Origin of the sequence: Streptomyces stelliscabiei (assembly GCF_014873495.1) — a bacterium.
GTDB lineage: Bacteria > Actinomycetota > Actinomycetes > Streptomycetales > Streptomycetaceae > Streptomyces > Streptomyces bottropensis.
Genome location: NZ_JADBGF010000001.1, coordinates 7,346,130 through 7,370,845, shown reverse-complemented (window position 1 = coordinate 7,370,845; position 24,716 = coordinate 7,346,130). Strand labels below are relative to the sequence as shown.

The following is a 24,716-nucleotide window of genomic DNA, read 5'->3' as shown; positions in this document are numbered from 1 at the left end:
GTCCGGCGGCGCGTCCGGGTCCGGCGGCGCGTCCGGGTCCGGTGACGGGTGCGCGTCCGGTGGGTGTGTCGCGGGTGGGTGCGTGTCCGGTGGCGGATGCGGTGGCGTGGTCATCCGTACGTTTCTACCTGACGCCCGTCCGCGGCTGCTGCTGGGTGACGCAGTGGATGCCTCCGCCGCCCGCGAAGATCGTGCGGGCGTCGACGAGCGTGACCGTCCGTCGTGGGAACAGCCGGCGGAAGATGTCGGCGGCGGTCTCGTCGCGCGGGTCGTCGAAGCCGCACAGGACGACTCCGCCGTTGCAGAGGTAGTGGTTGATGTAGGAGTAGTCGGCCCAGCGGCCGTCCGCTTCCAGCACGGTCGGGGCGGGGACCTCGACGACCTCCAGGCGCCGCCCGCGCGCGTCGGTCGCGGACCGGAGCAGGCCGATGATCTCCCGGGTGATCTCGTGGTCGGGGTGGGCGGGGTCCGGCTGGGAATGGGCCACGACCACGCCGGGGCGGGCGAAGGCGGCCACGATGTCGACATGGCCGAGCGTGCCGAAGCCGCCCGGGGGGTAGTCGCCGGTGAGGCCGCGCGGCAGCCAGATCGCCCGGCGGGTGCCGAGGTGGGCGTGGATCTCCGCCTCGACCTCCTCACGGGTCCAGCCGGGGTTGCGCTCCGGGCCGAGCTGGACGGTCTCCGTCAGCAGGACGGTCCCCTCGCCGTCGACATGGATCGCCCCGCCCTCGTTGACGAGCTTCGAGGCGTACGTTCGCGCGCCCGCGAGGTCCGCCACCTGCCCGGCGATCCCGGCGTCGTGCCCCCAGCGGGCCCAGGGCTGGGCGCCCCAGCCGTTGAACGTCCAGTCGACGGCGGCGAGTTCACGCCCGTCGGTGACGAAGGTCGGCCCGATGTCCCGCATCCAGGCGTCGTCCAGCGCGCGTTCGACCGTGTCGACGCCGTCGCCCAGCAGGGTGCGCGCCTCCTCCGACTGCCCCGGCCCGCACACCACGGTCACGGGTTCGAAGCTGCGGACGGCACGGGCGACCGCCACCCAGGCCCGACGGGAGTCCGCGAGGTCCGCCGGGTCCTCGAAGGTCGGGTTCGGTCCCGGCCACGCCATCCAGGTGCGCTCGTGCGGGGCCCACTCGGGCGGCATCCGGAAACCGTCGGCGGCGGGTGTGGTCATGGGACGGCTCCTCAGAGGAAGTACAGGCGGTTGAGCGGGACCGACTCGGCGGGCTCGGAGCGCAGCGGTTCGCCGTCGAGGGTGACCAGGCCGGTGCGCTGGTCCACGTCGACCGATCCGGTGCGGGAGTTGAGGCGCAGGTCGGCCGGGCCGATCCCGCGCGTGCCGCGCACGGCGACCCTGCGCCGCCGGGTCGGCATCGAGTCGCCGCCCCGGTCGAGGGCGGCCCGCGCGACGAAAGCGACGGAGAGGTCGGCGGGGGTGGCGCCGTACGCCCCGAACTGGGGCCCGAGCACAAGGGGTTCGCAGGTGTCGGTGGCCGCGTTCGGGTCGCCGACGACGCCGTACGCGGGGAAGCCGGACTTGAGCACGAGCTGGGGCTTGGCCCCGAAGTACTCCGGCCGCCACAGCACGAGGTCGGCCAGCTTGCCGACCTCGATCGAACCGATCTCGTGCGCGAGGCCGTGGGCGATGGCGGGGTTGACGGTCAGCTTGGCGATGTACCGCAGCACGCGCTCGTTGTCGTGACCGTCGTCCGGGGCGCCCCGCTCGGCCTTCATCTTCCCCGCCATCGCGAAGGTCCGGCGGACGGTCTCCCCCGCACGGCCCATCCCCTGCGCGTCGGAGGAGGTAATGCCGATCGCGCCCAGGTCGTGCAGGACGTCCTCGGCGCCCATCGTCCCGGCGCGGATGCGGTCGCGGGCCAGGGCCGCGTCGCCGGGCAGGTCGGTCTTGAGACCGTGGGCGGCCACGATCATCCCGTAGTGCTCGGCGACGGCGTCCCGGCCGAAGGGGAGGGTGGGGTTGGTGGAGGAGCCGATGACGTTCGGGACCCCGGCCATCTTCAGGACGTTCGGCACATGCCCGCCGCCGCAGCCCTCGATGTGGAAGGCGTGGACCGTGCGGCCCTCCAGGACCCGCAGGGTGTCCTCGACCGACAGGCACTCGTTCAGTCCGTCGCTGTGCAGGGCGACCTGGACGTCGTGCTCCTCGGCGACGCGCAACGCCGTGTCCAGCGCCCGGGTGTGGGCGCCCATGTCCTCGTGCACCTTGAAGCCGCAGGCCCCGCCCTCGGCGAGCGCCTCCACCAGCGGGGCGTCACCGGACGACGAACCCCGGCCGAGGAAGCCGATGTTGACCGGCCAGGCGTCGAACGCGTTGAACGCGTGCCGCAGCGCCCAGGGCGAGTTGACCCCGACGCCCCAGACCGGCCCGAACTCCTGCCCGATGATCGTCGTCACCCCGGAGGCCAGCGAGGCCTCCATGATCCGCGGCGACAGCAGATGGACATGGGTGTCGACGGCTCCGGCGGTGGCGATCAGCCCCTCGCCGGACACGATGGACGTACCCGTGCCGACGACCACCTCGACCCCGTCGAGGGTGTCGGGGTTCCCGGCCCGCCCGATCGCGCTGATCCGCCCCTCCCGGATGCCGATCGACACCTTCCGGACGCCCTGGACCGCGTCGATCACCACGACATTGCTGATCACGACGTCGCAGGTCTCCCGGACGGCGGCCGCCTTGAGGTGCAGTCCGTCCCGCGCGGTCTTTCCGAAGCCGGCCAGGAACTCGTCGCCGTACCGCTGGGAGTCCGACTCGACCCGGATCACGAGCCCCGAGTCGCCGAGCCGGATCCGGTCGCCGGCACGCGGGCCGTGGGTGGCGGCGTACCCGTACGGATCGACGCTCATCGGTCCGCCCCCAGGTATCCGCAGGCGGCGGCCCGGCGCAGGGCCTCGGCCTTGGCGCCCGGCGCGTCCAGCTCCCCGTCGACGAGGCCGGCGAACCCGATCGCGATCCGCTCGCCCCCGACCGGCAGGAGCCCGACCTCGACCCGCTCCCCCGGCCCGAACCGCACCGACGACCCGGCGGGGACGGCGAGCCGCATCCCGTAGGCCGCCGCCCGCGCGAAGTCCAGCCGCGGGTTGGCCTCGAAGAAGTGGAAGTGGGAGGTGACCGAGACGGGCACGCCGGCGGTGTTGGTCACCGTCAGCCGCACGACGGCCTCGGGGTCCGCGTGCGCCGGGCCCGGCAGGAGCGCACCGGGGGCGGGATCCCCCGGTGCGCCGCCGATCGGGTCCGGGACGACGGCCAGCCGTGACCCGTCCTCGAACACCGCCTCGACATGCACCTCCCGCACGATGTCCGCCACGCCCGGCAGCACGTCGTCGGGTCCGAGCAGGCCGCGCGCCCGCTCGACCGCCTCGGCGAGCCGCAGCCCGTCCCGCGCCGCCTCGCACACGGCGTCCGCGACCAGCGCGGTCGCCTCGGGCACGTTCAGCCGCAGTCCGCGCGCACGACGGGCCCGGGCCAGTTCGGCGGCGCCGAAGAGGAGCAGGCGGTCGCGTTCGGTGGGGGTCAGTCGCATGCGGCGACACCTCCTTGCGATCCCTCACTTTGAGCGCCACTCTAAACATGGTTCGCGGGAAAGCGGAAGCATGTGACCACACATCGAGACAGCCGCACCCGGCTGCGTGAATGCGAGCGGGTGACCAGGACGGCGTGATTCGAGTATCGCTCTAACGGTCGCGGGACGCGTCGTAGTGCACGGTCCGTGTGTCCCGTACCTCCTCGTCCTCGGTGAGCGCGCCGGAGGTCAGGGCCCCGCCCAGGAGCGCGGTGAGCGAGAGCGCCGCCACGGCGAGGACGCGCCGACGTCCGGGCCGCGGCAGCGAGACGGGCCGCGCCAGGGACGGGGGCCCGGGCTGGCCGCAGGCGATACGGCGCCGCGCGTCCGTCCATGCCTCGGCCTCGGCCCCGCGCAGTCCACAGGCCGCGACGAACGCGGCGAGCGGTTCCTCCCGGGGAAGGCGTTCGCGGCCGAGCATGGTCGCCGCCGTGGAGTGGGGCAGGACGTGACCCGCCTCGGTCGCCAGGCGCTCCAGGCGGCGATAGCTCAGACCCGACCAGGCCTTGAGGCGCCGGAGGGCCGCGACGAACGCGGCGGGATCGGTGTCGGGCGGTGTGGGCGGTGCGGTGGTCATCGGGGTCCCCCTCGCTGAGCTGGACGGACACGAACTCGTACAAGCTCGAACACCCCCACAGCTTGAGGAGGCGGGAGATCGGCGGTCAACCTCGGTGCGCACCGCCCCGCTCGGAGACCACAGGGAGGTCACATGGGTCCGCCCCGCCGTTCACCTCAGCCCCGTACGAGGGTCGGGAGCGCCGCGCTGCTCGCGGCGGCACTGGCACTCGGGGTGCTCGCCCCCCTGTCCGGCGACGGCCCGGTGGCCGACGCCGACGCCGCACCGCCCCGCGCCGACGCCTCGATCGCCGACTTCGTCCGCCGCACCCTGCCCCAGGGCGCAGGCGGCACCGTCGTCGCCGCGCGCGGCGACCAACTGGCCTACTGCGCGGGCTTCGGCACGGCCGACCGCGAGGCCGGGACCGCGGCGAGCTGTCGCACGGTGTACGACGTCATGTCGATGACCAAGCAGTTCACGGCCGCCGCGATCCTCAAGCTGGAAGTACAGGGCCGGCTCCGGGTGTCCGACCGCATCGACCGTCACCTGGGACCGGTGCCGGAGGACAAACGCGGGATCACGGTCGAGCAGCTGCTCACCCACACCTCCGGTCTCGTGGAGGGGCTCGGTGACGACTACGCTCCCGTGTCGCGCGAGGAGCTGGTGCGCGGGGCGCTGGCATCGAAGCTCCGCTCCGCGCCGGGTACGCGCTTCCACTACTCCAACACCGGCTACAGCCTGCTCGCCGCGATCGTGGAGAAGGCGTCCTCGGAGGGCTACGAGGAGTTCCTGGCCCGGCATCTGTTCGCTCCGGCCGGGATGAAGCGGACCGGGTACGTGCTGCCCCGGTGGCCACGGCGGCTCGTCGCGGTGGAGTACGACGACCGGGGGCGGAGCATGGGCAGGCCCTTCGACCACCCCTGGGCCGCCGACGGGCCCCACTGGAACCTGCGCGGCAACGGCGGGATGCTCTCGACCGCCGAGGACGTGTTCCGCTGGCACCGCGCGCTGCTGGGCGAGAAGATCCTGCCGGCGCGGGCCCGGGACAAGCTGTTCGAGCCGCGGGTCCGGGAGCCCGGCTCGACGAGTTCGTACGGCTACGGCTGGAGCGTGCGGGACACCCCGGACGGCCCCTTCGCCTGGCACGACGGCGGCAACGACTGGTCCCTCGGCCTCCTCGGCCGCTCACCGGCCGACGGTGTCCTCGTCTTCTGGATCAGCAACCAGGCGTACCGGGACGGGGAGTGGAACCTGGAGGACGTGGCGCAGGAGCTGACCCTGGGGCTGGTGGAGCGGGTACGGGCGGAGGGGGCATGAGAAGCCGCGCCGAGGAGGCCGAGGAGAGCCCGGTGGCGGCCAGGGAGCGCCGCGTGGCGGCCGGGCAGGGCCCGGCCGCCACGGGAGACATGAACTCCGCGTACTCAGCTGCTCAGCCCAGCTCGTGCATCCAGCCGTGCTTGTCCTCCACGGTGCCGCGCTGGATGTTCAGCAGCGCCTCGCGGAGCTTGAGCGTGACGGGGCCGGGCTCGCCGGCGGACTGCTGCCAGCTGGCGCCGGTGCGCTTGACCGTTCCGACGGGGGTGATGACGGCGGCCGTACCGCAGGCGAAGACCTCGGTGAGGGCGCCGCTCTCGGAGTCGGCCTGCCACTGGTCGATGGAGATCCGGCCCTCCTCGGCGCCGTAACCGAGGTCGGCGGCGACCGTCAGCAGGGAGTCACGGGTGACGCCCTCCAGGATCGAGCCGGTGAGCTTGGGCGTGACGATCCGGTCGCCGTACACGAAGTACAGGTTCATGCCGCCCAGCTCCTCGACCCACTTGCGCTCGACCGCGTCGAGGTAGCAGACCTGGGCGCAGCCCTCGGCGGCGGCCTCGGCCTGGGCGAGCAGGGAGGCCGCGTAGTTGCCGCCGGTCTTGGCGTCGCCCATGCCGCCGGGGACGGCGCGGACGTGGTCCTCGGAGACCCAGATGGAGACGGGCCGCACACCGCCGGGGAAGTAGGCGCCGGCCGGGGAGGCGATGACCAGGAAGAGGTACTCGCCTGCGGGCTTGACGCCCAGGCCCACCTCGGTGGCGATCATGAAGGGGCGCAGGTAGAGGGACTCCTCGCCGCCGTGGGCCGGGACCCAGGCCTGGTCCTGCCGCACCAGCGCGTCACAGGCCTCGATGAACGTCTCGACCGGCAGCTCCGGCATCCCGAGCCGGCGGGCGGAGGCCTGGAAGCGCGCCGCGTTCTTCTCCGGCCGGAAGGTGGCGACGGAGCCGTCCGGCTGCCGGTAGGCCTTCAGTCCCTCGAAGATCTCCTGCGCGTAGTGCAGGACCATGGTGGCCGGGTCGAGGGAGAGCGGCGCGTACGGAACGAGCTGGCCGTCGTGCCAGCCCCGGCCCTCGGTCCACTTGATCACGACCATGTGGTCGGTGAAGTGGCGGCCGAAGCCGGGGGCGGCCAGGACCGCGTCGCGCTCCGCGGCGGAGAGTGGCGAGGCCGAGGGCTTGAGCTCGATCGTGGGCGTCGTCATGAGTGGTTGTCCTTCACCGGTTGTGTGTGACGGGCCGCGCTCACATCCGCACTGCCGGTGGCGAGTGCTTGGACGTCCGAGCATTGCCTCATTCAGCGGCTCCGCGTTCGATTATCGCAAGCGGAGTCCGCGGAAGAAAACGGCGTGAATGCGACCCAGGGATGATGGTGACACCCGGCGGGACCATGGGGAAGCCATACGGAAGCCGCCGGGTGCTGATGCGACCCGGCGGCTTCGAGAGAATTCGAGTGGCGCGGCGGGTCAGCCGGCTACGCGTACGGCGAGGGCGTCGCCGATCTCGTCCGTCGAACGGGCCGGCTTGCCGACGCGCTCCGCGAGGTCGGCGGAGACGGCCTCCTCGATCGCCGCGGCCTCGGCCTCGAAGCCGAGGTGGCGCAGGAGCAGGGCGACGGACAGGACCGTGGCGGAGGGGTCGGCCTTGGCCTGGCCGGCGATGTCCGGGGCCGAGCCGTGCACGGGCTCGAACATGGACGGGAACTCGCCGGAGGGGTTGATGTTGCCGGAGGCCGCGACGCCGATGCCGCCGGAGACGGCCGCGGCGAGGTCGGTGATGATGTCGCCGAAGAGGTTGTCGGTGACGATCACGTCGAAGCGGGCGGGGTCGGTGACGAGGTAGATCGTCGCCGCGTCCACGTGGATGTAGTCGGTGGTGACCTCGGGGAACTCCTCGGCCACCTTGTTGAAGACGTTCGTCCACAGGTGACCGGCGAAGGTCAGCACGTTGTTCTTGTGGACGAGGGTGAGCTTCTTGCGCGGGCGGGCCTGGGCGCGGGCGAACGCGTCGCGGACGACCCGCTCGACCCCGAAGGCCGTGTTGACCGAGACCTCGGTGGCGACCTCGTGCTCGGTGCCCTTGCGGATCGTGCCGCCGTTGCCCGTGTACGGGCCCTCGGTGCCCTCGCGGACCACGACGAAGTCGATCTCGGGCTGACCGGCGAGCGGGGTGGCGACACCGGGGAGCAGCTTCGACGGGCGCAGGTTCACGTGGTGGTCGAAGGCGAAGCGGAGCTTGAGCAGGAAGCCGCGCTCCAGGACCCCGGAGGGGACGCTCGGGTCGCCGATCGCGCCCAGCAGGATCGCGTCGTGCTGCTTCAGCGCGTCGAGGTCGGCCTCGGTGAGGGTCTCACCGGTGGCGTGGTAGCGCTGGGCGCCGAAGTCGTACTCCTTGGTCTCCAGCTTCACATCCTGCGGAAGGACGGCGGAGAGGACCTTGAGCCCCTGGGCCACGACTTCCCTACCGATGCCGTCACCGGGGATCACTGCGAGATTGAGGCTGCGAGACATGACGGCACCGTACTCCTTGTCCCAGGGGATGACATGCGCTGTCCGCGATGCGGACGTGCGGTGCGGCGACGCTGCCCACACGTCACCACGCGTTCACCCGTATGCGGGGCGGGCGTTGGGATTCACTGGGAACTTCATCACCATGGATATACCCGACTTCGGCATCCCGCCGCAGCTCGCGCGCCGGATGAGCATGGCCGAGCAGCACGAGTACCTGCGTACGAAGCTGACGCGGCGCCGCACGCTGGTGACGGCGGGCTCGCTGGCGGCGGGCGGGCTGCTGGCCGGCTGCGGCGGCTCCGGTTCGCCGAACTCGACGCCCTCGACGACCTCCGCCCCCTCGCCCGCCACCTCCCGGCTGCCCGGCTCCGCGGCCGTCCCCTTCGGCCGCCATCTGGCCTTCGGCGGCGACCCCAAGAAGGAGATGCGGATCTCCTGGCAGGTGCCGGTGGCGGTGCGGAAGCCGTACGTGCGGGTGGGGCTGAAGCCCGAGGAACTGAGCCGGAAGATCGACGCCGAGATCCGCGACCTGCACACGCCGGGGGTCGAGGGCGTGCGCCTGGAGCTGGAGCAGTACTACGTGCACGCGGCCCTGGACGGCCTGCGCCCCGGCACGACGTACTACTACGGCGTCGGCCACGAGGGATTCGACCCGGCCTCCCCGGCCCACCGCTCGACGATCGCCACCTTCCGCACGGCGCCCGCGGCCCCCGAGACGTTCGTGTTCACGGCGTTCGGCGACCAGGGCGTCGGCAGTGCGGCCGCGGCCAACGACAACCTGATCGCCCGTCGCAAGCCCGCCTTCCACCTCCACGCCGGCGACATCTGCTACGCGAACGGCAACGGAAAGGGCGTCACGTCGGACGGCTACGACCCCGGGTTCTGGGACCTGTTCCTCAAGCAGAACGAGCCGGTGGCCAGGTCCGTGCCGTGGATGGTGACGACCGGCAACCACGACATGGAGGCCTGGTACTCGCCGGACGGCTACGGCGGTCAGCTCGCCCGCTGGTCCCTCCCGGACAACGGCTTCGATCCGCGCACGGCACCGGGCGTGTATGCGTTCACCTACGGAAACGTCGCCTTCGTGGCACTGGACGCCAACGACGTGTCGTACGAGATCCCCGCCAACTTCGGCTACACGGGCGGCCGGCAGACCAGATGGCTGGACAGGACGCTGGGTGAGCTGCGGACCGCGAAGGGCGTGGACTTCGTCGTCGTCTTCTTCCACCACTGCGCCTACTCGACGTCCTCGCACGCCTCCGACGGCGGCATCCGCGACACCTGGCTGCCGCTGTTCGCGAAGCACCAGGTGGACCTGGTGATCAACGGCCACAACCACGTCTACGAGCGGACCGACGCCGTCAAGGGCGGCGAGGTCGGCCGGGCGGTCCCCATCGGCGCGTCGACCGACCCGACCCGGGACGGGATCGTGTACGTCACAGCGGGCGGCGGCGGGCGCGATCTGTACGGCTTCCCGTCCGGCGTCAAGGAGAGCTACGAGGGACACGTCACCCGCCACGACGCCGTCGAGACGTTCGAGTGGACCAAGTCCCGCAGGTCGAAGGCGGAGACGGTGGAGTGGTCGCGGGTGCGCTACCGGGGTTTCTCGCTGCTCTCGGTGGAGGCGGAGAGCGGCGCGCGTCCGGCCCTGAAGGTGTCGGCACTGGCCGAGGACGGCAGGCGGATCGACCACTTCGAGGTGCGGCGCGGCGCGTGAGCCGTCCGCTCACGGCCGCACCGCACCCCGAACACGGGTGCGGCTCCCGGCAGGGGGCTCAGTGCCCGGTCGAACCGCCGTTGTCCCTGCGGTCGAGGGCGCGCTGGAGGGCGGCGGCGGCGTTCTTGCGGTCGGACTCGGTGGTCCGGGAAACGTGACGGACTCGGCGGCGGACGGTCGTCTCGGCCATGGGAAATCGACTCCTTCGAGGCATTCCGGAGTTCGGAAACGGGAGGTGTACGAGACGCCGGAAGGGGCGGGGAGCGGGGCCGCAGGGGTTGCCTGCCTAGGGCTCCGGCTCACGACCGCCATTCGCTGGATCGAGCGAGACGTTCGGCTCCTACAAAGCTAGGCGAGGTCGGCGCATCTGTCTCCACAGTTAGTCGGACTTCCTACTATCTGAGACGATGGATTGGGTCACACATCGCTGACCTGGGCTTTTCCCATCCGTCACATGACCGCGCCCCCGGTCCCGGGTCACGGGAACGGGGGCGCGACGAGCGGCGGACCGGATGTCCGGGTCAGCCCATGTGCGGGTACGTGTAGTCGGTCGGCGGGACCAGGGTCTCCTTGATGGCGCGGGTCAGGGTCCAGCGCATCAGGTTCTGCGGGGCCCCGGCCTTGTCGTTGGTGCCCGAGGCGCGACCGCCGCCGAAGGGCTGCTGGCCGACGACGGCGCCGGTGGACTTGTCGTTGATGTAGAAGTTGCCGGCCGCGTAGCGGAGCTTGTCCATGGTGTACGCGGCGGCCGCGCGGTCGCCCGAGATCACCGAACCCGTCAGGGCGTAGGCGGACACCGACTCCATCTGGGTCAGCATCTCCTCGTAGCGGTCGTCCTCGTAGACGTGCACGGCGAGGAACGGGCCGAAGTACTCGGTGGTGAAGACCTCGTTGGCCGGGTCGGTGCACTCGACGACGGTCGGGCGGACGAAGTACCCGACGGAGTCGTCGTAGGAGCCGCCCGCGACGATCGTGCAGGCCGGGTCGGACTTGGCGCGGTCGATGGCGGCCTTGTTCTTGGCGAAGGAGCGTTCGTCGATGACGGCGCCGACGAAGTTGGACAGATCGGTGACGTCGCCCATGGTCAGGTACTCGACCTCGGCGGCGAACTCCTCCTTGAAGCCCGAGTTCCAGATCGACGCCGGGATGTAGGCCCGGGAGGTCGCGCTGCACTTCTGGCCCTGGTACTCGAAGGCGCCCCGGGTCAGGGCGGTCTTGAGGATCGCGCGGTCGGCGGACGGGTGGGCGACCACGAAGTCCTTGCCGCCGGTCTCGCCGACCAGCCGCGGGTACGAGCGGTACTTCTCGATGTTCGCGCCGACCGTCTTCCACAGGTACTGGAAGGTCTTCGTCGAGCCGGTGAAGTGGATGCCGGCGAGGTCGCGGTGCTCCAGCGCGACCTCGGACACCTCGATGCCGTCGCCGGTGACCAGGTTGATGACGCCCTTGGGCAGGCCCGCCTCCTCCAACAGCCGCATGAGCAGCACGGCGGCGTGGGTCTGCGTGGGGCTCGGCTTCCAGACCACCACGTTGCCCATGAGGGCCGGGGCGGTCGGCAGGTTGCCCGCGATGGCGGTGAAGTTGAAGGGGGTGATCGCGTAGACGAAGCCTTCGAGCGGACGGTGGTCGAGACGGTTCCAGACGCCCGGGGAGTTGGCCGGGGGCTGCTCGGCGAGCAGGTCACGGGCGTACTTGACGTTGAAGCGCCAGAAGTCGACCAGCTCGCAGGGACAGTCGATCTCGGCCTGCTGGGCGGTCTTCGACTGGCCGAGCATCGTGGAGGCGGCCAGCGTCTCGCGCCAGGGGCCGGCGAGCAGCTCGGCGGCGCGCAGGATGATCGCCGCGCGGTCGTCGAAGGACATCGCGCGCCAGGCGGGCGCGGCGGCGAGGGCCGCGTCGATGGCGTCCTGGGCGTCCTGCCGGGTCGCGTTGGCGTAGGTGCCGAGGCGGGCCTTGTGGTTGTGCGGCTGCACCACGTCGAAGCGGTCGCCGCCGCCCATCCGCCGCTCGCCGCCGATGGTCATCGGCAGGTCGACCGGGTTCTCGGCCAGCTCCTTGAGCCTGGCCTCCAGCCGGGCCCGCTCGGGCGAGCCGGGGGCGTAGCCGTGCACCGGCTCGTTGACGGGGGTGGGGACCTGGGTCACAGCGTCCATGATTTCCGTAACTCCTTGACGTGAGCGGTGTCCTGAGCGGGCGGTGGTCGGCTCAGCCCTTGCTGATCATCGAGCGGACGAAGAAGCGCAGGTTCGCCGGCTTCTCCGCGAGGCGGCGCATGAAGTAGCCGTACCAGTCGGTGCCGTACGCGGTGTAGACGCGCATGCGGTGCCCCTCGGCGGCGAGCCGCAGGTGCTCGTCGCCGCGGATGCCGTAGAGCATCTGGAACTCGTACTCGTCCGGTTTGCGCCCGGCGCGGTGGGCGAGTTCCTGGGTGATGGAGATGAGGCGCGGGTCGTGGGACCCGATCATCGGGTACCCCTCCCCCTCCAGGAGGATCTTCAGGACGCGTACGTACGCCTTGTCGATCTCGGCCTTCTGCTGGAAGGCGACCTCGGCGGGCTCCTTGTAGGCGCCCTTCACCAGCCGCACCCGGCTGCCGTTCGCGGCGAGGCGGCGGGCGTCGGCCTCGGTGCGGAAGAGGTAGGCCTGGATGACGCAGCCGGTCTGCGGGAAGTCCCGCCGCAGCTCCTCGTGGACGGCGAACATCGAGTCGAGGGTGGTGTGGTCCTCGGCGTCGAGCGTGACCGTCGTCCCGATCGCGGCGGCGGCCTCGACGACCGACCGGACGTTCGCGAGGGCCAGCTCGTGGCCGCCGGGGAGGGCCTGGCCGAAGAGGGAGAGCTTGACGGACATCTCGGCGCGCTCGCCGAGCTCCAGCTCCTTCAGCCGGGCGATCAGCTCCAGATAGGCGTCGCGGGCGGCGGTGGCCTGCTCCGGTCGGGTGATGTCCTCGCCGACGACGTCCAGGGTCACGTCGAGGCCCTTGGCGGTGAGGTCCCGGACGACCGGGACGATGTCCTCGACCCGCTCCCCGGGGATGAAGCGGTCGACGACCTGCCTGGTCACCGGCGCCGCCGAGATCAGGCGTCGTATCCGGCCGCTGCGCGACGCGGCGAGAATCACGGGACCCAGCACGGGGCACCTCCACAGACCAGCAGACAGAACCACCGTGAAACCTAAGGATCCCGCCGATCGTCGGCCATCGACAGCTGTCACGCATCCGTGCCGCAGATCTCAGACAGATGTATGAAGACCTCGACCTGTACGGGAGAATGCCGGGGTGACGCCGGAACCCGCATCGCCGCACCCCGTGGGCGACTACCAGGACCTCGTCGACGAGATCTCCGAGCTGCTCGGCGCCCCGGCGACGCTGGAGAACCGCGACTTCGAGCTGATCGCCTTCGGCGCGTACGACAGTGAGGGCGACCTCGATCCGTCCGACCTGGACCCGGTCCGCACCCGCTCGATCCTGACCCGCCGCTCGACGACGGCGGTGCGGGAGTGGTTCGAGGGCTTCGGCATCACCCGGGCGACGGCCCCGGTCCGTATCCCGCCGACCCCGGCGGCGGGGGTGCTCCGGGGCCGCGTCTGCCTGCCCGTACGCCATCGCGGTGTCGTGCTCGGCTACGTCTGGCTCCTGGACGGCGACCCGGGCCCGACCGACGCCCAGCTCGCCGCCGCGATGGCGGTCGCCGCCCGCATCGGCGCCCTCCTCGCGGACGAGGCCCAGGCCGGCGCCGACCTCACCCGGGAGCTGCGCGCGGTCCTGACCGCCGAGCGCGACTGGGAGCGCGACATGGCGGTGGCGGAGCTGCGCACGGCTCTCGGCCCACGCGGCGACGGCGTCCACGCGATGGTGTGCGTGGCCCCCTGGCCGTCCGCCGACCCGGACGACGCCCCCTCCTTCCGTACGGTGCCGGGGGCGACCGCGCTGTGCACGGTGCCCTGGAGCACGGCCGGCCGGGGCCTGGCCCTGCTGGTACGGCTGCGCTCGGCGGACGTACCGGCGCCGGCGCTCTCGGCCGCCGCCCGGCTCCTGGAGCGCGCGGGCGCGCACGCGGCGGCGGGCGTCTCGGGCGCCCGTGCGGGCCTCGCCGAGCTGGGCACCGACTGGCGGGAGGCCTCGGCGGCCGCGCGGGCGGCGCTGGCGGAGCCGCGCCTCGGCCCGGTCGCCGAGTGGCACTCCATCGGCCCGTACCGGCTGCTCACCGCACTCCCTCCCGGGACCCCGCAGGACCCCTGTGTGCGCCTCCTCCTCACCCCGGCCCACCGCGAACTCGCCCACACCGCCGAGGTGTTCCTCGACCGGGCGGGCCAGGCGGGCCGCACCGCCGCCGAGCTGGGCATCCACCGCCAGACCCTCTACTACCGGCTCTCCCGCGTCGAACAGCTCACCGGCCTGCGTCTGACGGACGGCGAGGACCGGCTGCTGCTGCACATGGCGCTCAAGGGGGCGCGGCTCTGACCTCCGGTCCGGTCGGCCGCGTGCACTTCTGGCACCACTCCGAACAGCATGCTCACAACAACCTTTAGGCTGTTTCCGTCGGTCGGATCATCGGACCGACGCATCGGGGGAGATCAGGAAATCAGGGGGACGTGCGCCGTTGAACGACGCGACCGAGGTGTTCCAGCCGCTCCAGGCCGACGACCCACCGCAGATGGCGGGCTACCGTCTCGCCGCCCGGCTGGGCGCGGGCGGCATGGGCCGGGTCTATCTGTCGCACACCCAGGGTGGCAGGCCGGTGGCGATCAAGGTGGTCCGCCCGGAGCTGGCCGACGACCCGGCCTTCCGGCGGCGGTTCGGCCGGGAGATCAAGGCGGCCCGGCGGGTCCGGGGCGCCTACACCGCCGAACTGATCGACGCCGACGCGGACGGCGTACCGCCCTGGCTGGCCACGCTCTACGTGCCCGGCCCCTCCCTGGCGGAGGCCGTCGCCCGGCGCGGACCGCTGCCGGTGCCCGCGGTGCTCTGGCTGATGGCGGGCGTGGCGGAGGCGCTGCAGGCCATCCACGGCGAGGGCATCGTGCACCGCGACCTGAAGCCCTCCAACGTGCTGCTCGCCGCCGACGGGCCCCGGGTCATCGACTTCGGCATCTCGCTGGCCGCCGACCTCACCTCGAACACGGCCACCGGCACGGCCGTCGGCACGCCCCAGTTCATGGCCCCCGAGCAGGCGACCGGCGGTGCGGTCACGACGGCGACCGATGTCTTCGCGCTGGGCCAGACGGCGGCGTTCGCGGCCCTCGGCGAGCCGCTGTACGGCGACGGCCCCTCGGTCGGCGTGCTGTACCGGATCGTGCACTCGGCACCCGACCTGTCGCTGCTGCCCGAACCGCTCCGCCCGATGATGGCCCGCTGTCTCGCCCTCGACCCGGCAGAGCGGCCCACCCCGGCGGAGGTCGTCGCATGGTGCCGCGGTCGGCTGGGCCGGGACGCCGACACGGGCGGCGGGCCCGCCGTCTGGCGCGAGGTCACGGGCCCGGAGGTCTCGGTGCCGCCCCCGGCGGCGGCCCACGGGGCCACCGTCCCGCACCCGATGCCGCTGCTGTCGCCGACCCGGCCGCTGGGACCGTACGGGCCGTTGGTGCTGAACGGGCCGATGAGGGCGATGGGTCCGAACGGTCCGGCAGGGCCGGAGCGGCCGGAGCAGCGGCGTGCCCGGCGGCGGCGCACCGCGCTGCTCACGGTCGCCGCCGTGACGGGAGGCGCCCTGCTGCTCGCCGGCCTGGGGTGGACGCTCAAGCAGGGCGTGGACCGGTATCGCACCCGGGAGACGACCTCCGCCTCGACCTCCGGTGGCGACAGGTCCGCACGGTCGTCGGCGTCCCCGTCGCGGTCCGCGGCGGACCCGGGGACGAAGGGCACGGCGGACGCGGGGGCCGACGGCGAGCGGACGTCCGGGAAGGCGAACCCCTCCCCGACCGCGCCCCGGGACCCCCAACCCACCGCCTATCCCATGCAGTTCCTGTCACAGACGAGTTCCGTCGACATCCGGAGCGGCAAGACACGCGAGGACCGCAAGGGCGACGTCCGTCTTGCCTGCAAGGAGATCATCTGCGCGCTGGAGAGCGACAAGAGCGTGATCACGATGATGTACGCCGACCCCGGCGCCACCCTGGAGACGTGCCGTATCGCCCTCACCGGCGCCAAGAGCCACAGCTTCACGCTCTCGGGAGCGGCGGCCGGCAGCGAGTTCTGCGTCAAGCACCCCTCCGGAGACATCGCCCTGCTGGTGATACAGGTCAAGTCGACCGCGCTCGGGGACCACGAGGCCAGCTTCGTCACCGCGGACATGACGGTCTGGCCGAAGACCTAGGCACACCCGAAGGTCCGGCCGACGGGCCGGGAGCACACCCGAAGGTCCGGGGGCACACCCGACGGTCCGGCCGACGGGCCGGGGGTGCACCCTGCCCGGTCTCCGTCACCCCGTCGTGATCAACCCCTCCCGATACGCGATGGCCACCGCCTCGGTACGGCTGGCCGCGCCCAGCTTGGCCAGGATGTTGGACACGTGCACACTCGCTGTCTTCCCGGTGATGAACAGCTCGTCGCCGATCTGCCGGTTGGTGCGCCCGAGCGCGAGCAGCCGCAGGACGTCCCCCTCCCGCGCGGTGAGCGCGGGTACGGCCCCGGCCGCCGGGACCCGCGCCAGCCGCCCCCGACGGACCAGGTCGTCCAGGTCGGCGCGCAACGCCACGGCCCCCAGCCGGTCGGCGGTCTCCCCCGCCGCCCGCGCCTCGGCCCCGGCCTCCTCCCGCTCGCCCGCTTCCGCCAACGCCTCCGCCAGCCGCAGCCGGCACCGCGCCCGCTCGTACGGATCACCGAACGCGAACGCGGTCACCACCGCGCGCCATGCCTCGACATCGGGCCCGGTCCGCACCCGCGTCCACTCCGCCTCGGCCCGGCTGAGCCACGCCAGCCCCTCCGGCCCCTGCCGGCCCCCGTCCTCTCCCTCGGCGGCGGTGACCCGCGCGGCCCGCACCAGTTCCTCGCCGGTGGCGGCCCAGCGCCGTACGCCCTCCTCGTCGCCGGCCGACCGCAGCCGCGCCACCGCGTCCGCGATCGCCCCCAGGGTGAGCGCCGCCAGCCGGACCGTCGCGTCGGGCCGGACCCCGGCCAGCTCGGTGAGGGTGGCGACGCTCGAACGGTACTGGGCGACCGCGGCCTCGGGGTCGTGCCGCAGCAGGGCCGCCTCGGTGAGGACGATGCCCCCGACGAGGCAGGTCATGAAGTCGGGCGGCCCGTCCAGGAGCGCCCGTGCCCGCTCCGCGGCACCCTCGTCGCCGCGCGCGAGGCCCACGTACAGGGCGGGACCGACCGCGTAACCGCCAGCCACGGGGAGCCGGTCGGCCTCGGCGGCCGAACGGACACACTCGTCCCAGCGGCCCAGCGTGTAGAGGCACAGGGAGTGCAGATAACGCATCTCCACCGGGTACGGGGAGGAGAGCAGCCCGGTGCGACCCGCCCGGTCCAGCCCCTCGGAGAGCCAGCCGAGGCATTCGTCGAGGTCGCCGGATTCGAAGCAGCCGACGGCGAGGTTGAACAGGGCGCGCATCTCCACCGGGACGTTCCCCGCCCGCCCGGCCAGCTCACGGGCGTCCTTCAGCCGCGCACGGCCCGCCCGGGTACGCCGGTTGCTCCGGGGGTCGAGGCCGACGACGGAGACGATCAGGTCTGCCTCGGCGTCGGCCAGTCCGAGCCGCCCGGCGACGCCCAGCGCCGCCTCCGCGACCCGCCCGGCCTCCTCGTCCTCCCCCACGTACCGCGCCGCCATCACATGCGTGGCCGCCGCCCACACCCAGGTACGGGACGGGGGCTCGGCGGGGATCATCGCCAGCGCCTCGCTGCTGTACCGGAACGCGGCCTCCAGGTTGTCCACGCGCATCAGGTCACCGGCGAGGGTGTAGCGCACCCGGGCGGCCAGTTCGGAGCCGGCGTCCGGGCCGGTTCCGGCGAGCGCCGAGCGGGAGAGGGAGACGGCACGGTGGTTCTCCCCGGCGCGCGCGGCCGCGGACGAGGCGCGCAGGGTGAGGGTGACCGTGTCGAGGTCCCGGGGCAGGGCCGCGCACTCCACGGACGACCACAGATCGAGGGCGGCCTCCAGATGCCGCAGCTCCTCGGCGGGCGCCCCGATGCCGTGCGCGTGATCGGCGGCCTCGACGGAGGCGGTCAGCGCGTCGGCGAGGTCATGGCTCTCGCGCGAGTGGTGCGCCCGTTCGGCGCTCTCCCCCGGCCGGCCCCGGCGGGCCAGCAGTTTCGCGAACACCCCGTGCAGGCGCACCCGTTCGCCCGGCAGCAGATCCGTGTAGACCGCCTCCCGGGTGAGGGCGTGCCGGAACTCGTACGTCGACCCCTCACCCGGCAGCAGCAGTTGCCGGCCGACCGCCTCCCGCAGCGCCGACTCCAGCTCCTCGTCGGGGAGTTGGACGGCCTCCCGCAGCAGGTCGTGCCCGACCCGGCGGCCCGCCACGGCCGCCGTGCGCAGCACCTGCTGGGCGGGGCCGGGCAGTTGCTCGATCCGGATCAGCAGGAGGTCGGCCAGCCCGCTCGGCAGGACCGCCCCCGGCTCGTCCGTCGTCGCGGCCAGCAGTTCCTCCGCGTAGAAGGCGTTGCCCTCGGCCCGCTCGACGATCCGGCCGACCGTGGCCTCGGACAGCGGCTCGGCGCGCAGCGAACGCACCAGCCGGGCGACCTCCTTGTCCGGCATCGGCCGCAGCTCCAGCCGCTCCACGGCGGGCAGCCGCACCAGTTCGGCGAGCAGCGGGCGCAGCGGGTGGCGGCGGTGCAGGTCGTCGGCGCGGTAGGAGGCGAAGACGGCGAGGCGGTGGGGCGCCACGCCTGGGGTGGGGCGCTGGAGGACACCCCGGCTGAGCAGGAAACGCAGCAGGTCCCGTGAGGACTGGTCGGCCCAGTGCAGGTCCTCCAGCACGAGCAGGGCGGGGGTCGTCTCGGCGAGGTCCGTCAGCAGGGCGGCGATGCCCTCGAAGAGCTGGAGCCGGTCGCCGCCGTCGGCTCCGCCGCCGAGGAGACGGCCGGTCGCCGGGTGCGCCTGAAGGAGCGGCGCGAACCGCTCGTCCGCGGCCAGGGCGCCGAGGATCTCGGTGAACGGCAGATAGGGCAGTCCGACGTCGCCGAGGTCCACGCAGTGGCCGGTGAACACGACGGTGCCGTTGCGCGTCGCGTACGCCGCGGCCTCCGCGAGGGTCCGGCTCTTGCCGACCCCCGCGTCCCCTGCGACCAGCACGGCCCGGGGCTCCCCGGCCCCGGCCCGGTCCAGCACGTCCCTCAGCCGGGCCATCTCGGAGTCCCGCCCGACGAACGGCGCGTACACGATGCTCTGAGCCACCCCGCCATCCTGGCACGCCCGCGTACGCCCCCCGGGGGTGCGTTGTCGGGTGCGGGTCCGGTGGGGCTTCTCGCGCAGTTCCCCGCGGCCCCTGAAAAGCAGGGGCTGCGCCCGACAACGCACCAAAAGGAGGCGGGGCCCAGGCCACCCCAGGTGACCGGACCCCGCCTTCAGGACGGAACGAACCTCAGACCAGGTTGACCGACCGCGCCGACGTCGCGCCGATCTCCTCGGCGACCTCGGCGAGCACCACCGGGGGAACGGTGTCGTCCACCGTCAGCACCGCCAGCGCCTCCCCGCCCGCGGCGGACCGCGCGACCTGCATGCCGGCGATGTTGATCCCGGCCTCGCCGAAGACGCGACCCACGGTGCCGACGACACCGGGCCGGTCGACGTAGCTGAGGACGACCATGTGGTCGGCCAGCGCGAGGTCCACGTCGTACTCACCGACCGCGACGATCTTCTGGTGGTGCTTCGGCCCGGCGAGCGTGCCGGACACCGACACCTCCTCGCCGCTGCCGAGCGTGCCGCGCACGGTGACGACATTGCGGTGGTCGGGCGACTCGGAGCTGGTGGTCAGCCGCACCTCGACGCCACGCTCCTGCGCGAACAGCGGAGCGTTGACGTACGACACCGTCTCGTCGACGACGTCCTCGAAGACACCCTTGAGCGCGGACAGCTCCAGCACCTTCACGTCGTGCTGGGTGATCTCGCCGTACACCTCGACGTCGAGGCGGACCGCGACCTCACCGGCCAGCGCGGTGAAGATCCGGCCGAGCCGCTCGGCGAGCGGCAGGCCCGGCTTGACGTCCTCGGCGATGACCCCGCCCTGCACGTTCACCGCGTCCGGGACCAGCTCACCGGCGAGGGCGAGCCGCACGGACCGCGCCACCGCGATGCCCGCCTTCTCCTGCGCCTCGTCGGTGGAGGCACCGAGGTGCGGGGTGCAGACGACCTCGTCCAGCTCGAACAGCGGCGAGTCGGTGCAGGGCTCCTTGGCGTACACGTCGAGGCCCGCGCCCGCGACCCGGCCCTCCTTGAGCGCCGAGTACAGGGCGGCCTCGTCGACGATCCCGCCGCGCGCGGCGTTGACGATGCGCACCGAGGGCTTGACCTTCTGCAGCGCCTCGGCGCCGATCAGACCGACCGTCTCGGGGGTCTTCGGCAGGTGGACGGTGATGAAGTCGGAGACCTCCAGCAGCTCGTCCAGCGACAGGACCTTGACACCCATCTGCGCGGCCCGCGCGGGCTGCACGTAGGGGTCGTAGGCGACGACCTTCATGCCGAAGGCGGACATGCGCTGGGCCACCAGGGCGCCGATGCGGCCGAGGCCGACGACGCCGAGGGTCTTCTCGGCCAGCTCCACACCCGTGTACTTGCTGCGCTTCCACTCGCCGTTCTTCAGCGCCGTGTTCGCCTGCGGGATGTGGCGGGCGGTGGCGAGGAGCAGACCGCAGGCCAGCTCGGCGGCGGTCACGATGTTCGAGGTGGGGGCGTTGACGACCATCACGCCGGCCTTGGTGGCGGCGGAGACGTCCACGTTGTCCAGGCCGACGCCGGCGCGCGCGACGACCTTCAGCTTCTTCGCGGCGGCGATCGCCTCGGCGTCGACCTTGGTGGCCGAGCGGATCAGGATGGCGTCGACGTCGGCGATGGCCGGGAGCAGTTCGGCTCGGTCCGCTCCGTTGACGTTCCGGATCTCGAAGTCCGGGCCCAACGCGTCGACGGTGGCGGGCGACAGCTCTTCAGCGATCAGTACGACTGGTTTCGCGCTCACGTGAGTCCTCACAAGTCCAATGCTGCGGACGGCCGTCCCGACGGCCGCAGGCGGTGGAGGGGAGTGACACCCGGGATCCCCCCGGTGTCGCTTGGCCGCGTGGAAGACGCACGACGCTGTGGGCCTGACGCGTATGTAGTGCAGCAGTGTAGTGGCGCCGGAGGCGTCGTCCCACGCCACCGCGGAAAGGTCACCCGGACGTGAGAGCGAGGCCGGTCACGGCACCGGGTGAACCCCGCCGTGACCGGCCCCCCGGATCACGCCTCTTCGTCGTTGACCCAGCTCATGAGCTTGCGCAGCTCCTTGCCCGTGGTCTCCAGCAGGTGCTCGGAGTCCTGGGTCTTGTACTCGTTGTACTTCTTCAGACCGCCGTGGTACTCGTCCATCCACTGCTGGGCGAAGGTGCCGTCCTGGATCTCGGCGAGGACCTTCTTCATCTCGGCCTTGGTGGCGTCCGTGATGATCCGGGGGCCGGTGACGTAGTCGCCCCACTCGGCGGTCTCGGAGATCGACCAGCGCATCTTCTCCAGGCCGCCCTCGTACATGAGGTCGACGATCAGCTTCAGCTCGTGCAGGCACTCGAAGTACGCGATCTCCGGCTGGTAGCCGGCCTCGGTCAGCGTCTCGAAACCGGCCTTGACCAGCGCGGCCGTACCACCGCAGAGCACGGCCTGCTCACCGAACAGGTCGGTCTCGGTCTCCTCGGTGAAGGTCGTCTTGATGACACCCGCGCGGGTGCCACCGATGCCCTTGGCGTACGACAGCGCCAGCGCGAAGGCGTTGCCGGTCGCGTCCTGCTCGACGGCGGCGATACACGGAACGCCGCGGCCCTCCTCGTACTGGCGGCGGACGAGGTGGCCGGGGCCCTTGGGGGCGACCATGCAGACGTCGACGCCGGCCGGGGGCTTGATGAAGCCGAAGCGGATGTTCAGGCCGTGGCCGAAGAACAGCGCGTCGCCGTCGTTCAGGTTGTCCTTGATGTGGTCCTCGTAGACCTGGGCCTGGATCGGGTCCGGGACGAGGATCATGATGACGTCGGCCTCGGCGGCGGCCTCCGCCGGAGTCACCACGCGCAGGCCCTGCTCCTCGGCCTTCGCCTTGGACTTGGAGCCCTCGTGCAGACCGACGCGGACGTCCGCACCCGAGTCGCGCAGGGACAGCGCGTGGGCGTGGCCCTGGCTGCCGTAACCGATGACCGCGACCTTGCGGCCCTGGATGATGGACAGGTCGGCGTCGGCGTCGTAGAACAGCTCGGCCACTTTGGGTTCTCTCCTTGAGTGCAGGTGTTGCGTCCCACCGTATGACGGCGGGCGGGATGAAAGTCCGCGGGTCTCGGCATACGGGCGGCCGCGCGTCGTCGGCCGCCCGTGTCGTGTGTCAGGCCGAACGGTCCAGGGCGCGCAGCGAGCGGTCCGTGATCGAACGGGAGCCGCGGCCGATCGCGATCGTGCCGGACTGGACCAGTTCCTTGATGCCGAACGGCTCCAGCATCTTGAGCATGGCGGTCAGCTTGTCGCTGGACCCGGTGGCCTCGATGGTGACGGCCTCCGGGGAGACGTCGACGGTCTTGGCGCGGAACAGCTGGACGATCTCGACGATCTGGGAGCGCGTCTCGTTGTCGGCGCGCACCTTCACCAGAACGAGTTCCCGCTGAACGGCGGAGCCCGGTTCCAGCTCGACGATCTTCAGGACGTTGACGAGCTTGTTGAGCTGCTTCGTCACCTGCTCCAGGGGCAGTTCCTCGACCACCGTCACCACGATGGTGATACGGGAGATCTCGGGGTGCTCGGTGACACCGACCGCGAGCGAGTCGATGTTGAAGCCGCGACGGGAGAACAGCGCGGCGATCCGGGCCAGGATGCCGGGGGTGTTCTCCACCAGGACGGAGAGCGTGTGCTTGGACATGTCTGGTTCGGTCTCTCTCGCTCAGTCGTCTTCGTTGTCGCCGAAGTCGGGGCGGACGTCCCGGGCGGCCATGATGGTGTCGTTCGAGGTGCCGGCGGCGACCATCGGCCACACCATCGCGTCCTCGTGCACGACGAAGTCGACGACGACCGGACGGTCGTTGATCGAGTTCGCCTCCTCGATGACCTTGTCGAGGTCGTCCGGGGACTCGCAGCGGATCGCGTAGCAGCCCATGGCCTCCGACAGCTTCACGAAGTCGGGGACGCGGGTGCCGCGGGCGTTGGGGTTGACGTCGTCCGGGCCGCTGTGCAGGACGGTGTTGGAGTAGCGCTGGTTGTAGAACAGGGTCTGCCACTGGCGGACCATGCCGAGGGCGCCGTTGTTGATGATGGCGACCTTGATCGGGATGTTGTTCAGGGCGCAGGTGGTGAGTTCCTGGTTGGTCATCTGGAAGCAGCCGTCGCCGTCGATCGCCCAGACGGTGTTGGCCGGGGCTCCGGCCTTGGCACCCATGGCGGCCGGGACCGCGTACCCCATCGTCCCGGCGCCGCCGGAGTTCAGCCAGGTGGCGGGCTTCTCGTACTGGATGAAGTGGGCGGCCCACATCTGGTGCTGGCCGACGCCCGCCGTGAAGATCGTGCCCTCGGGGGCGAGCTGTCCGATGCGCTCGATGACGTGCTGCGGGGAGAGCGAGCCGTCGCCCGGCTGGTCGTAGCCGAGCGGGTAGGTCTCGCGCCAGCGGTTGAGGTCCTTCCACCAGGCCGCGTAGCGGGGGCCCTCGGCCTCGTCCCGTCCGCTCTCGCCGTGCTCCCTCTGCACCGCCTGGATCAGGTCGGCGATGACCTCGCGGGCGTCACCCACGATCGGGACGTCGGCGGCGCGGTTCTTGCCGATCTCGGCCGGGTCGATGTCCGCGTGGACGATCTTCGCGAACGGCGCGAAGCTGTCCAGCTTGCCGGTGACGCGGTCGTCGAAGCGGGCGCCGAGGGCGACGATCAGGTCGGCCTTCTGCAGTGCGGTGACGGCGGCCACGGAGCCGTGCATCCCGGGCATGCCCAGGTGCTGCGGGTGGCTGTCGGGGAACGCGCCGAGCGCCATCAGGGTGGTCGTGACGGGCGCGCCGGTCAGCTCGGCCAGCACCTTCAGCTCGGCTGTCGCGTGCGCCTTGAGGACACCGCCACCGACGTACAGGACGGGCCGGTGGGCGGCGGTGATCAGCTTGGCGGCCTCGCGGATCTGCTTGGCGTGCGGCTTGGTGACGGGCCGGTAGCCGGGCAGGTCCATGGTGGGCGGCCAGCTGAAGGTGGTCTTCGCCTGGAGGATGTCCTTGGGGATGTCGACCAGGACCGGTCCCGGGCGGCCGGTGGAGGCGATGTGGAACGCCTGCGCGATCGCCCGGGGGATGTCCTCCGCCTTGGTGACCAGGAAGCTGTGCTTGGTGATCGGCATGGTGATGCCGACGATGTCCGCCTCCTGGAAGGCGTCCGTGCCGATCGCCTTCGACACGACCTGCCCGGTGATCGCGACGAGCGGCACGGAGTCCATGTGCGCGTCCGCGATCGGGGTGACCAGGTTGGTGGCGCCCGGCCCTGAGGTCGCCATGCACACCCCGACCTTGCCGGTGGCCTGCGCGTAACCGGTGGCCGCGTGGCCGGCGCCCTGCTCGTGGCGGACCAGCACGTGGCGCACCCGCTTGGAGTCCATCATCGGGTCGTACGCCGGCAGGATGGTGCCCCCGGGAATGCCGAACACCGTGTCGGCCCCGACCTCCTCGAGAGAGCGGATGAGGGACTGCGCACCCGTGACGTGCTCGACGGGGGTGGACGGTCCTCCGGATCGGGGCCGCGGCTGCGGATGGTGGGCCCCGGTGGCCTGCTCGGTCATCGGCATTCTCTTCTCGATGCTGAGGGTGTTTTGCGAGGTTCGTGCGGTGTGCGGCTCACGCCGACCGGTGCCCGTGCAACAAAAAACCCCTCCTTGCCACAGGGCAAGCGAGGGGAGCGCGTCGGGTACGGT

The 24,716-nt window shown here is 72.0% G+C and carries 18 protein-coding genes; 4 read left to right on the top strand and 14 right to left on the bottom strand.

All coding sequences use genetic code 11. The features are described from left to right. Nucleotides 1–124: 124 nt before the first annotated feature. The 4 genes from H4687_RS32760 to H4687_RS32745 form a co-directional block, all read right to left on the bottom strand. On the bottom strand, nucleotides 125–1,171 hold the full coding sequence (locus H4687_RS32760; RefSeq protein WP_046913503.1) for an agmatine deiminase family protein: 1,047 nt from the start codon (nucleotides 1,169–1,171) through the stop codon (nucleotides 125–127). An 11-nt stretch (nucleotides 1,172–1,182) separates the two neighbouring features. Continuing rightward, nucleotides 1,183–2,862 carry an urease subunit alpha gene (locus tag H4687_RS32755; protein WP_046913504.1) on the bottom strand — a complete coding sequence of 560 codons (1,680 nt, stop codon included), beginning with the start codon at nucleotides 2,860–2,862 and terminating at the stop codon, nucleotides 1,183–1,185. Further along, nucleotides 2,859–3,539 (bottom strand): urease subunit gamma, encoded by a 681-nt coding sequence (gene ureA, locus H4687_RS32750; protein ID WP_046913505.1) that lies wholly within the window; start codon nucleotides 3,537–3,539, stop codon nucleotides 2,859–2,861. The genes H4687_RS32755 and ureA overlap by 4 nt, the downstream gene beginning before the upstream one ends. Nucleotides 3,540–3,690: 151 nt before the next feature. Beyond that, nucleotides 3,691–4,155: a hypothetical protein gene (locus H4687_RS32745; RefSeq protein ID WP_046913506.1), complete on the bottom strand. Its 465-nt coding sequence runs from the start codon at nucleotides 4,153–4,155 to the stop codon at nucleotides 3,691–3,693. 132 nt (nucleotides 4,156–4,287) lie between these two features. Here H4687_RS32745 and H4687_RS32740 point away from each other — a divergent pair, with 132 nt between their 5' ends. Next, nucleotides 4,288–5,451 (top strand): serine hydrolase domain-containing protein, encoded by a 1,164-nt coding sequence (locus tag H4687_RS32740; RefSeq protein WP_264086505.1) that lies wholly within the window; start codon nucleotides 4,288–4,290, stop codon nucleotides 5,449–5,451. 112 nt (nucleotides 5,452–5,563) lie between these two features. On the opposite strand, the gene H4687_RS32735 is transcribed toward H4687_RS32740, so the two are convergent. Continuing rightward, nucleotides 5,564–6,652 (bottom strand): branched-chain amino acid aminotransferase, encoded by a 1,089-nt coding sequence (locus H4687_RS32735; protein WP_046913508.1) that lies wholly within the window; start codon nucleotides 6,650–6,652, stop codon nucleotides 5,564–5,566. Nucleotides 6,653–6,913: 261 nt separating this feature from the next. Then, a complete protein-coding gene (locus tag H4687_RS32730; protein WP_046913509.1) occupies nucleotides 6,914–7,957 on the bottom strand; it encodes a 3-isopropylmalate dehydrogenase in 1,044 nt (347 codons plus the stop codon). A gap of 142 nt (nucleotides 7,958–8,099) precedes the next feature. Here H4687_RS32730 and H4687_RS32725 point away from each other — a divergent pair, with 142 nt between their 5' ends. Continuing rightward, the gene (locus H4687_RS32725) at nucleotides 8,100–9,674 is read left to right on the top strand and encodes a purple acid phosphatase family protein (RefSeq protein WP_046913510.1); all 1,575 of its coding nucleotides are present in this window, start codon (nucleotides 8,100–8,102) and stop codon (nucleotides 9,672–9,674) included. 58 nt (nucleotides 9,675–9,732) lie between these two features. On the opposite strand, the gene H4687_RS47600 is transcribed toward H4687_RS32725, so the two are convergent. The 3 genes from H4687_RS47600 to H4687_RS32715 all read right to left on the bottom strand — a co-directional run bounded on the left by H4687_RS47600 (nucleotide 9,733) and on the right by H4687_RS32715 (nucleotide 12,806). Beyond that, the gene (locus tag H4687_RS47600; RefSeq protein WP_005479955.1) at nucleotides 9,733–9,864 is read right to left on the bottom strand and encodes a hypothetical protein; all 132 of its coding nucleotides are present in this window, start codon (nucleotides 9,862–9,864) and stop codon (nucleotides 9,733–9,735) included. Nucleotides 9,865–10,195: 331 nt separating this feature from the next. Further along, nucleotides 10,196–11,827 (bottom strand): L-glutamate gamma-semialdehyde dehydrogenase, encoded by a 1,632-nt coding sequence (pruA, locus tag H4687_RS32720; protein ID WP_046913511.1) that lies wholly within the window; start codon nucleotides 11,825–11,827, stop codon nucleotides 10,196–10,198. A 52-nt stretch (nucleotides 11,828–11,879) separates the two neighbouring features. After that, entirely contained in the window at nucleotides 11,880–12,806 is a 927-nt protein-coding gene (locus H4687_RS32715; protein ID WP_046913512.1) for a proline dehydrogenase family protein, read from the bottom strand. Between the two features lie 145 nt (nucleotides 12,807–12,951). Between H4687_RS32715 and H4687_RS32710 the strand changes: the two genes are divergently transcribed. Beyond that, nucleotides 12,952–14,136 (top strand): PucR family transcriptional regulator, encoded by a 1,185-nt coding sequence (locus H4687_RS32710; RefSeq protein WP_046913513.1) that lies wholly within the window; start codon nucleotides 12,952–12,954, stop codon nucleotides 14,134–14,136. Nucleotides 14,137–14,275: 139 nt separating this feature from the next. Further along, nucleotides 14,276–15,988, top strand: a complete 1,713-nt coding sequence (locus tag H4687_RS32705; RefSeq protein ID WP_078907344.1) for a serine/threonine-protein kinase — start codon at nucleotides 14,276–14,278, stop codon at nucleotides 15,986–15,988. Nucleotides 15,989–16,093: 105 nt separating this feature from the next. Here H4687_RS32705 and H4687_RS32700 read toward each other — a convergent pair whose 3' ends face one another. From H4687_RS32700 to H4687_RS32680, 5 genes are all read right to left on the bottom strand, one after another. Continuing rightward, the gene (locus H4687_RS32700) at nucleotides 16,094–19,018 is read right to left on the bottom strand and encodes a helix-turn-helix transcriptional regulator (protein WP_050398693.1); all 2,925 of its coding nucleotides are present in this window, start codon (nucleotides 19,016–19,018) and stop codon (nucleotides 16,094–16,096) included. A gap of 187 nt (nucleotides 19,019–19,205) precedes the next feature. Further along, a complete protein-coding gene (serA, locus tag H4687_RS32695) occupies nucleotides 19,206–20,795 on the bottom strand; it encodes a phosphoglycerate dehydrogenase (RefSeq protein WP_046914530.1) in 1,590 nt (529 codons plus the stop codon). Nucleotides 20,796–21,052: 257 nt separating this feature from the next. Then, the gene (ilvC, locus tag H4687_RS32690) at nucleotides 21,053–22,054 is read right to left on the bottom strand and encodes a ketol-acid reductoisomerase (RefSeq protein WP_045562452.1); all 1,002 of its coding nucleotides are present in this window, start codon (nucleotides 22,052–22,054) and stop codon (nucleotides 21,053–21,055) included. 118 nt (nucleotides 22,055–22,172) lie between these two features. Beyond that, nucleotides 22,173–22,700: an acetolactate synthase small subunit gene (gene ilvN / locus H4687_RS32685; RefSeq protein ID WP_005479969.1), complete on the bottom strand. Its 528-nt coding sequence runs from the start codon at nucleotides 22,698–22,700 to the stop codon at nucleotides 22,173–22,175. A gap of 21 nt (nucleotides 22,701–22,721) precedes the next feature. Continuing rightward, nucleotides 22,722–24,584, bottom strand: coding sequence for an acetolactate synthase large subunit (locus H4687_RS32680; protein ID WP_097251327.1), 1,863 nt, complete (start codon nucleotides 24,582–24,584; stop codon nucleotides 22,722–22,724). Between the last annotated feature and the right edge of the window lie 132 nt (nucleotides 24,585–24,716).

Coding starts and splice junctions, on each gene's coding strand:
- H4687_RS32760 (WP_046913503.1), bottom strand. CDS start 1,171: ATGACCACACCCGCCGCCGACGGTTTCCGGATGCCGCCCGAGTGGGCC.
- H4687_RS32755 (WP_046913504.1), bottom strand. CDS start 2,862: ATGAGCGTCGATCCGTACGGGTACGCCGCCACCCACGGCCCGCGTGCC.
- ureA (WP_046913505.1), bottom strand. CDS start 3,539: ATGCGACTGACCCCCACCGAACGCGACCGCCTGCTCCTCTTCGGCGCC.
- H4687_RS32745 (WP_046913506.1), bottom strand. CDS start 4,155: ATGACCACCGCACCGCCCACACCGCCCGACACCGATCCCGCCGCGTTC.
- H4687_RS32740 (WP_264086505.1), top strand. CDS start 4,288: ATGGGTCCGCCCCGCCGTTCACCTCAGCCCCGTACGAGGGTCGGGAGC.
- H4687_RS32735 (WP_046913508.1), bottom strand. CDS start 6,652: ATGACGACGCCCACGATCGAGCTCAAGCCCTCGGCCTCGCCACTCTCC.
- H4687_RS32730 (WP_046913509.1), bottom strand. CDS start 7,957: ATGTCTCGCAGCCTCAATCTCGCAGTGATCCCCGGTGACGGCATCGGT.
- H4687_RS32725 (WP_046913510.1), top strand. CDS start 8,100: ATGGATATACCCGACTTCGGCATCCCGCCGCAGCTCGCGCGCCGGATG.
- H4687_RS47600 (WP_005479955.1), bottom strand. CDS start 9,864: ATGGCCGAGACGACCGTCCGCCGCCGAGTCCGTCACGTTTCCCGGACC.
- pruA (WP_046913511.1), bottom strand. CDS start 11,827: ATGGACGCTGTGACCCAGGTCCCCACCCCCGTCAACGAGCCGGTGCAC.
- ilvN (WP_005479969.1), bottom strand. CDS start 22,700: ATGTCCAAGCACACGCTCTCCGTCCTGGTGGAGAACACCCCCGGCATC.
- H4687_RS32680 (WP_097251327.1), bottom strand. CDS start 24,584: ATGACCGAGCAGGCCACCGGGGCCCACCATCCGCAGCCGCGGCCCCGA.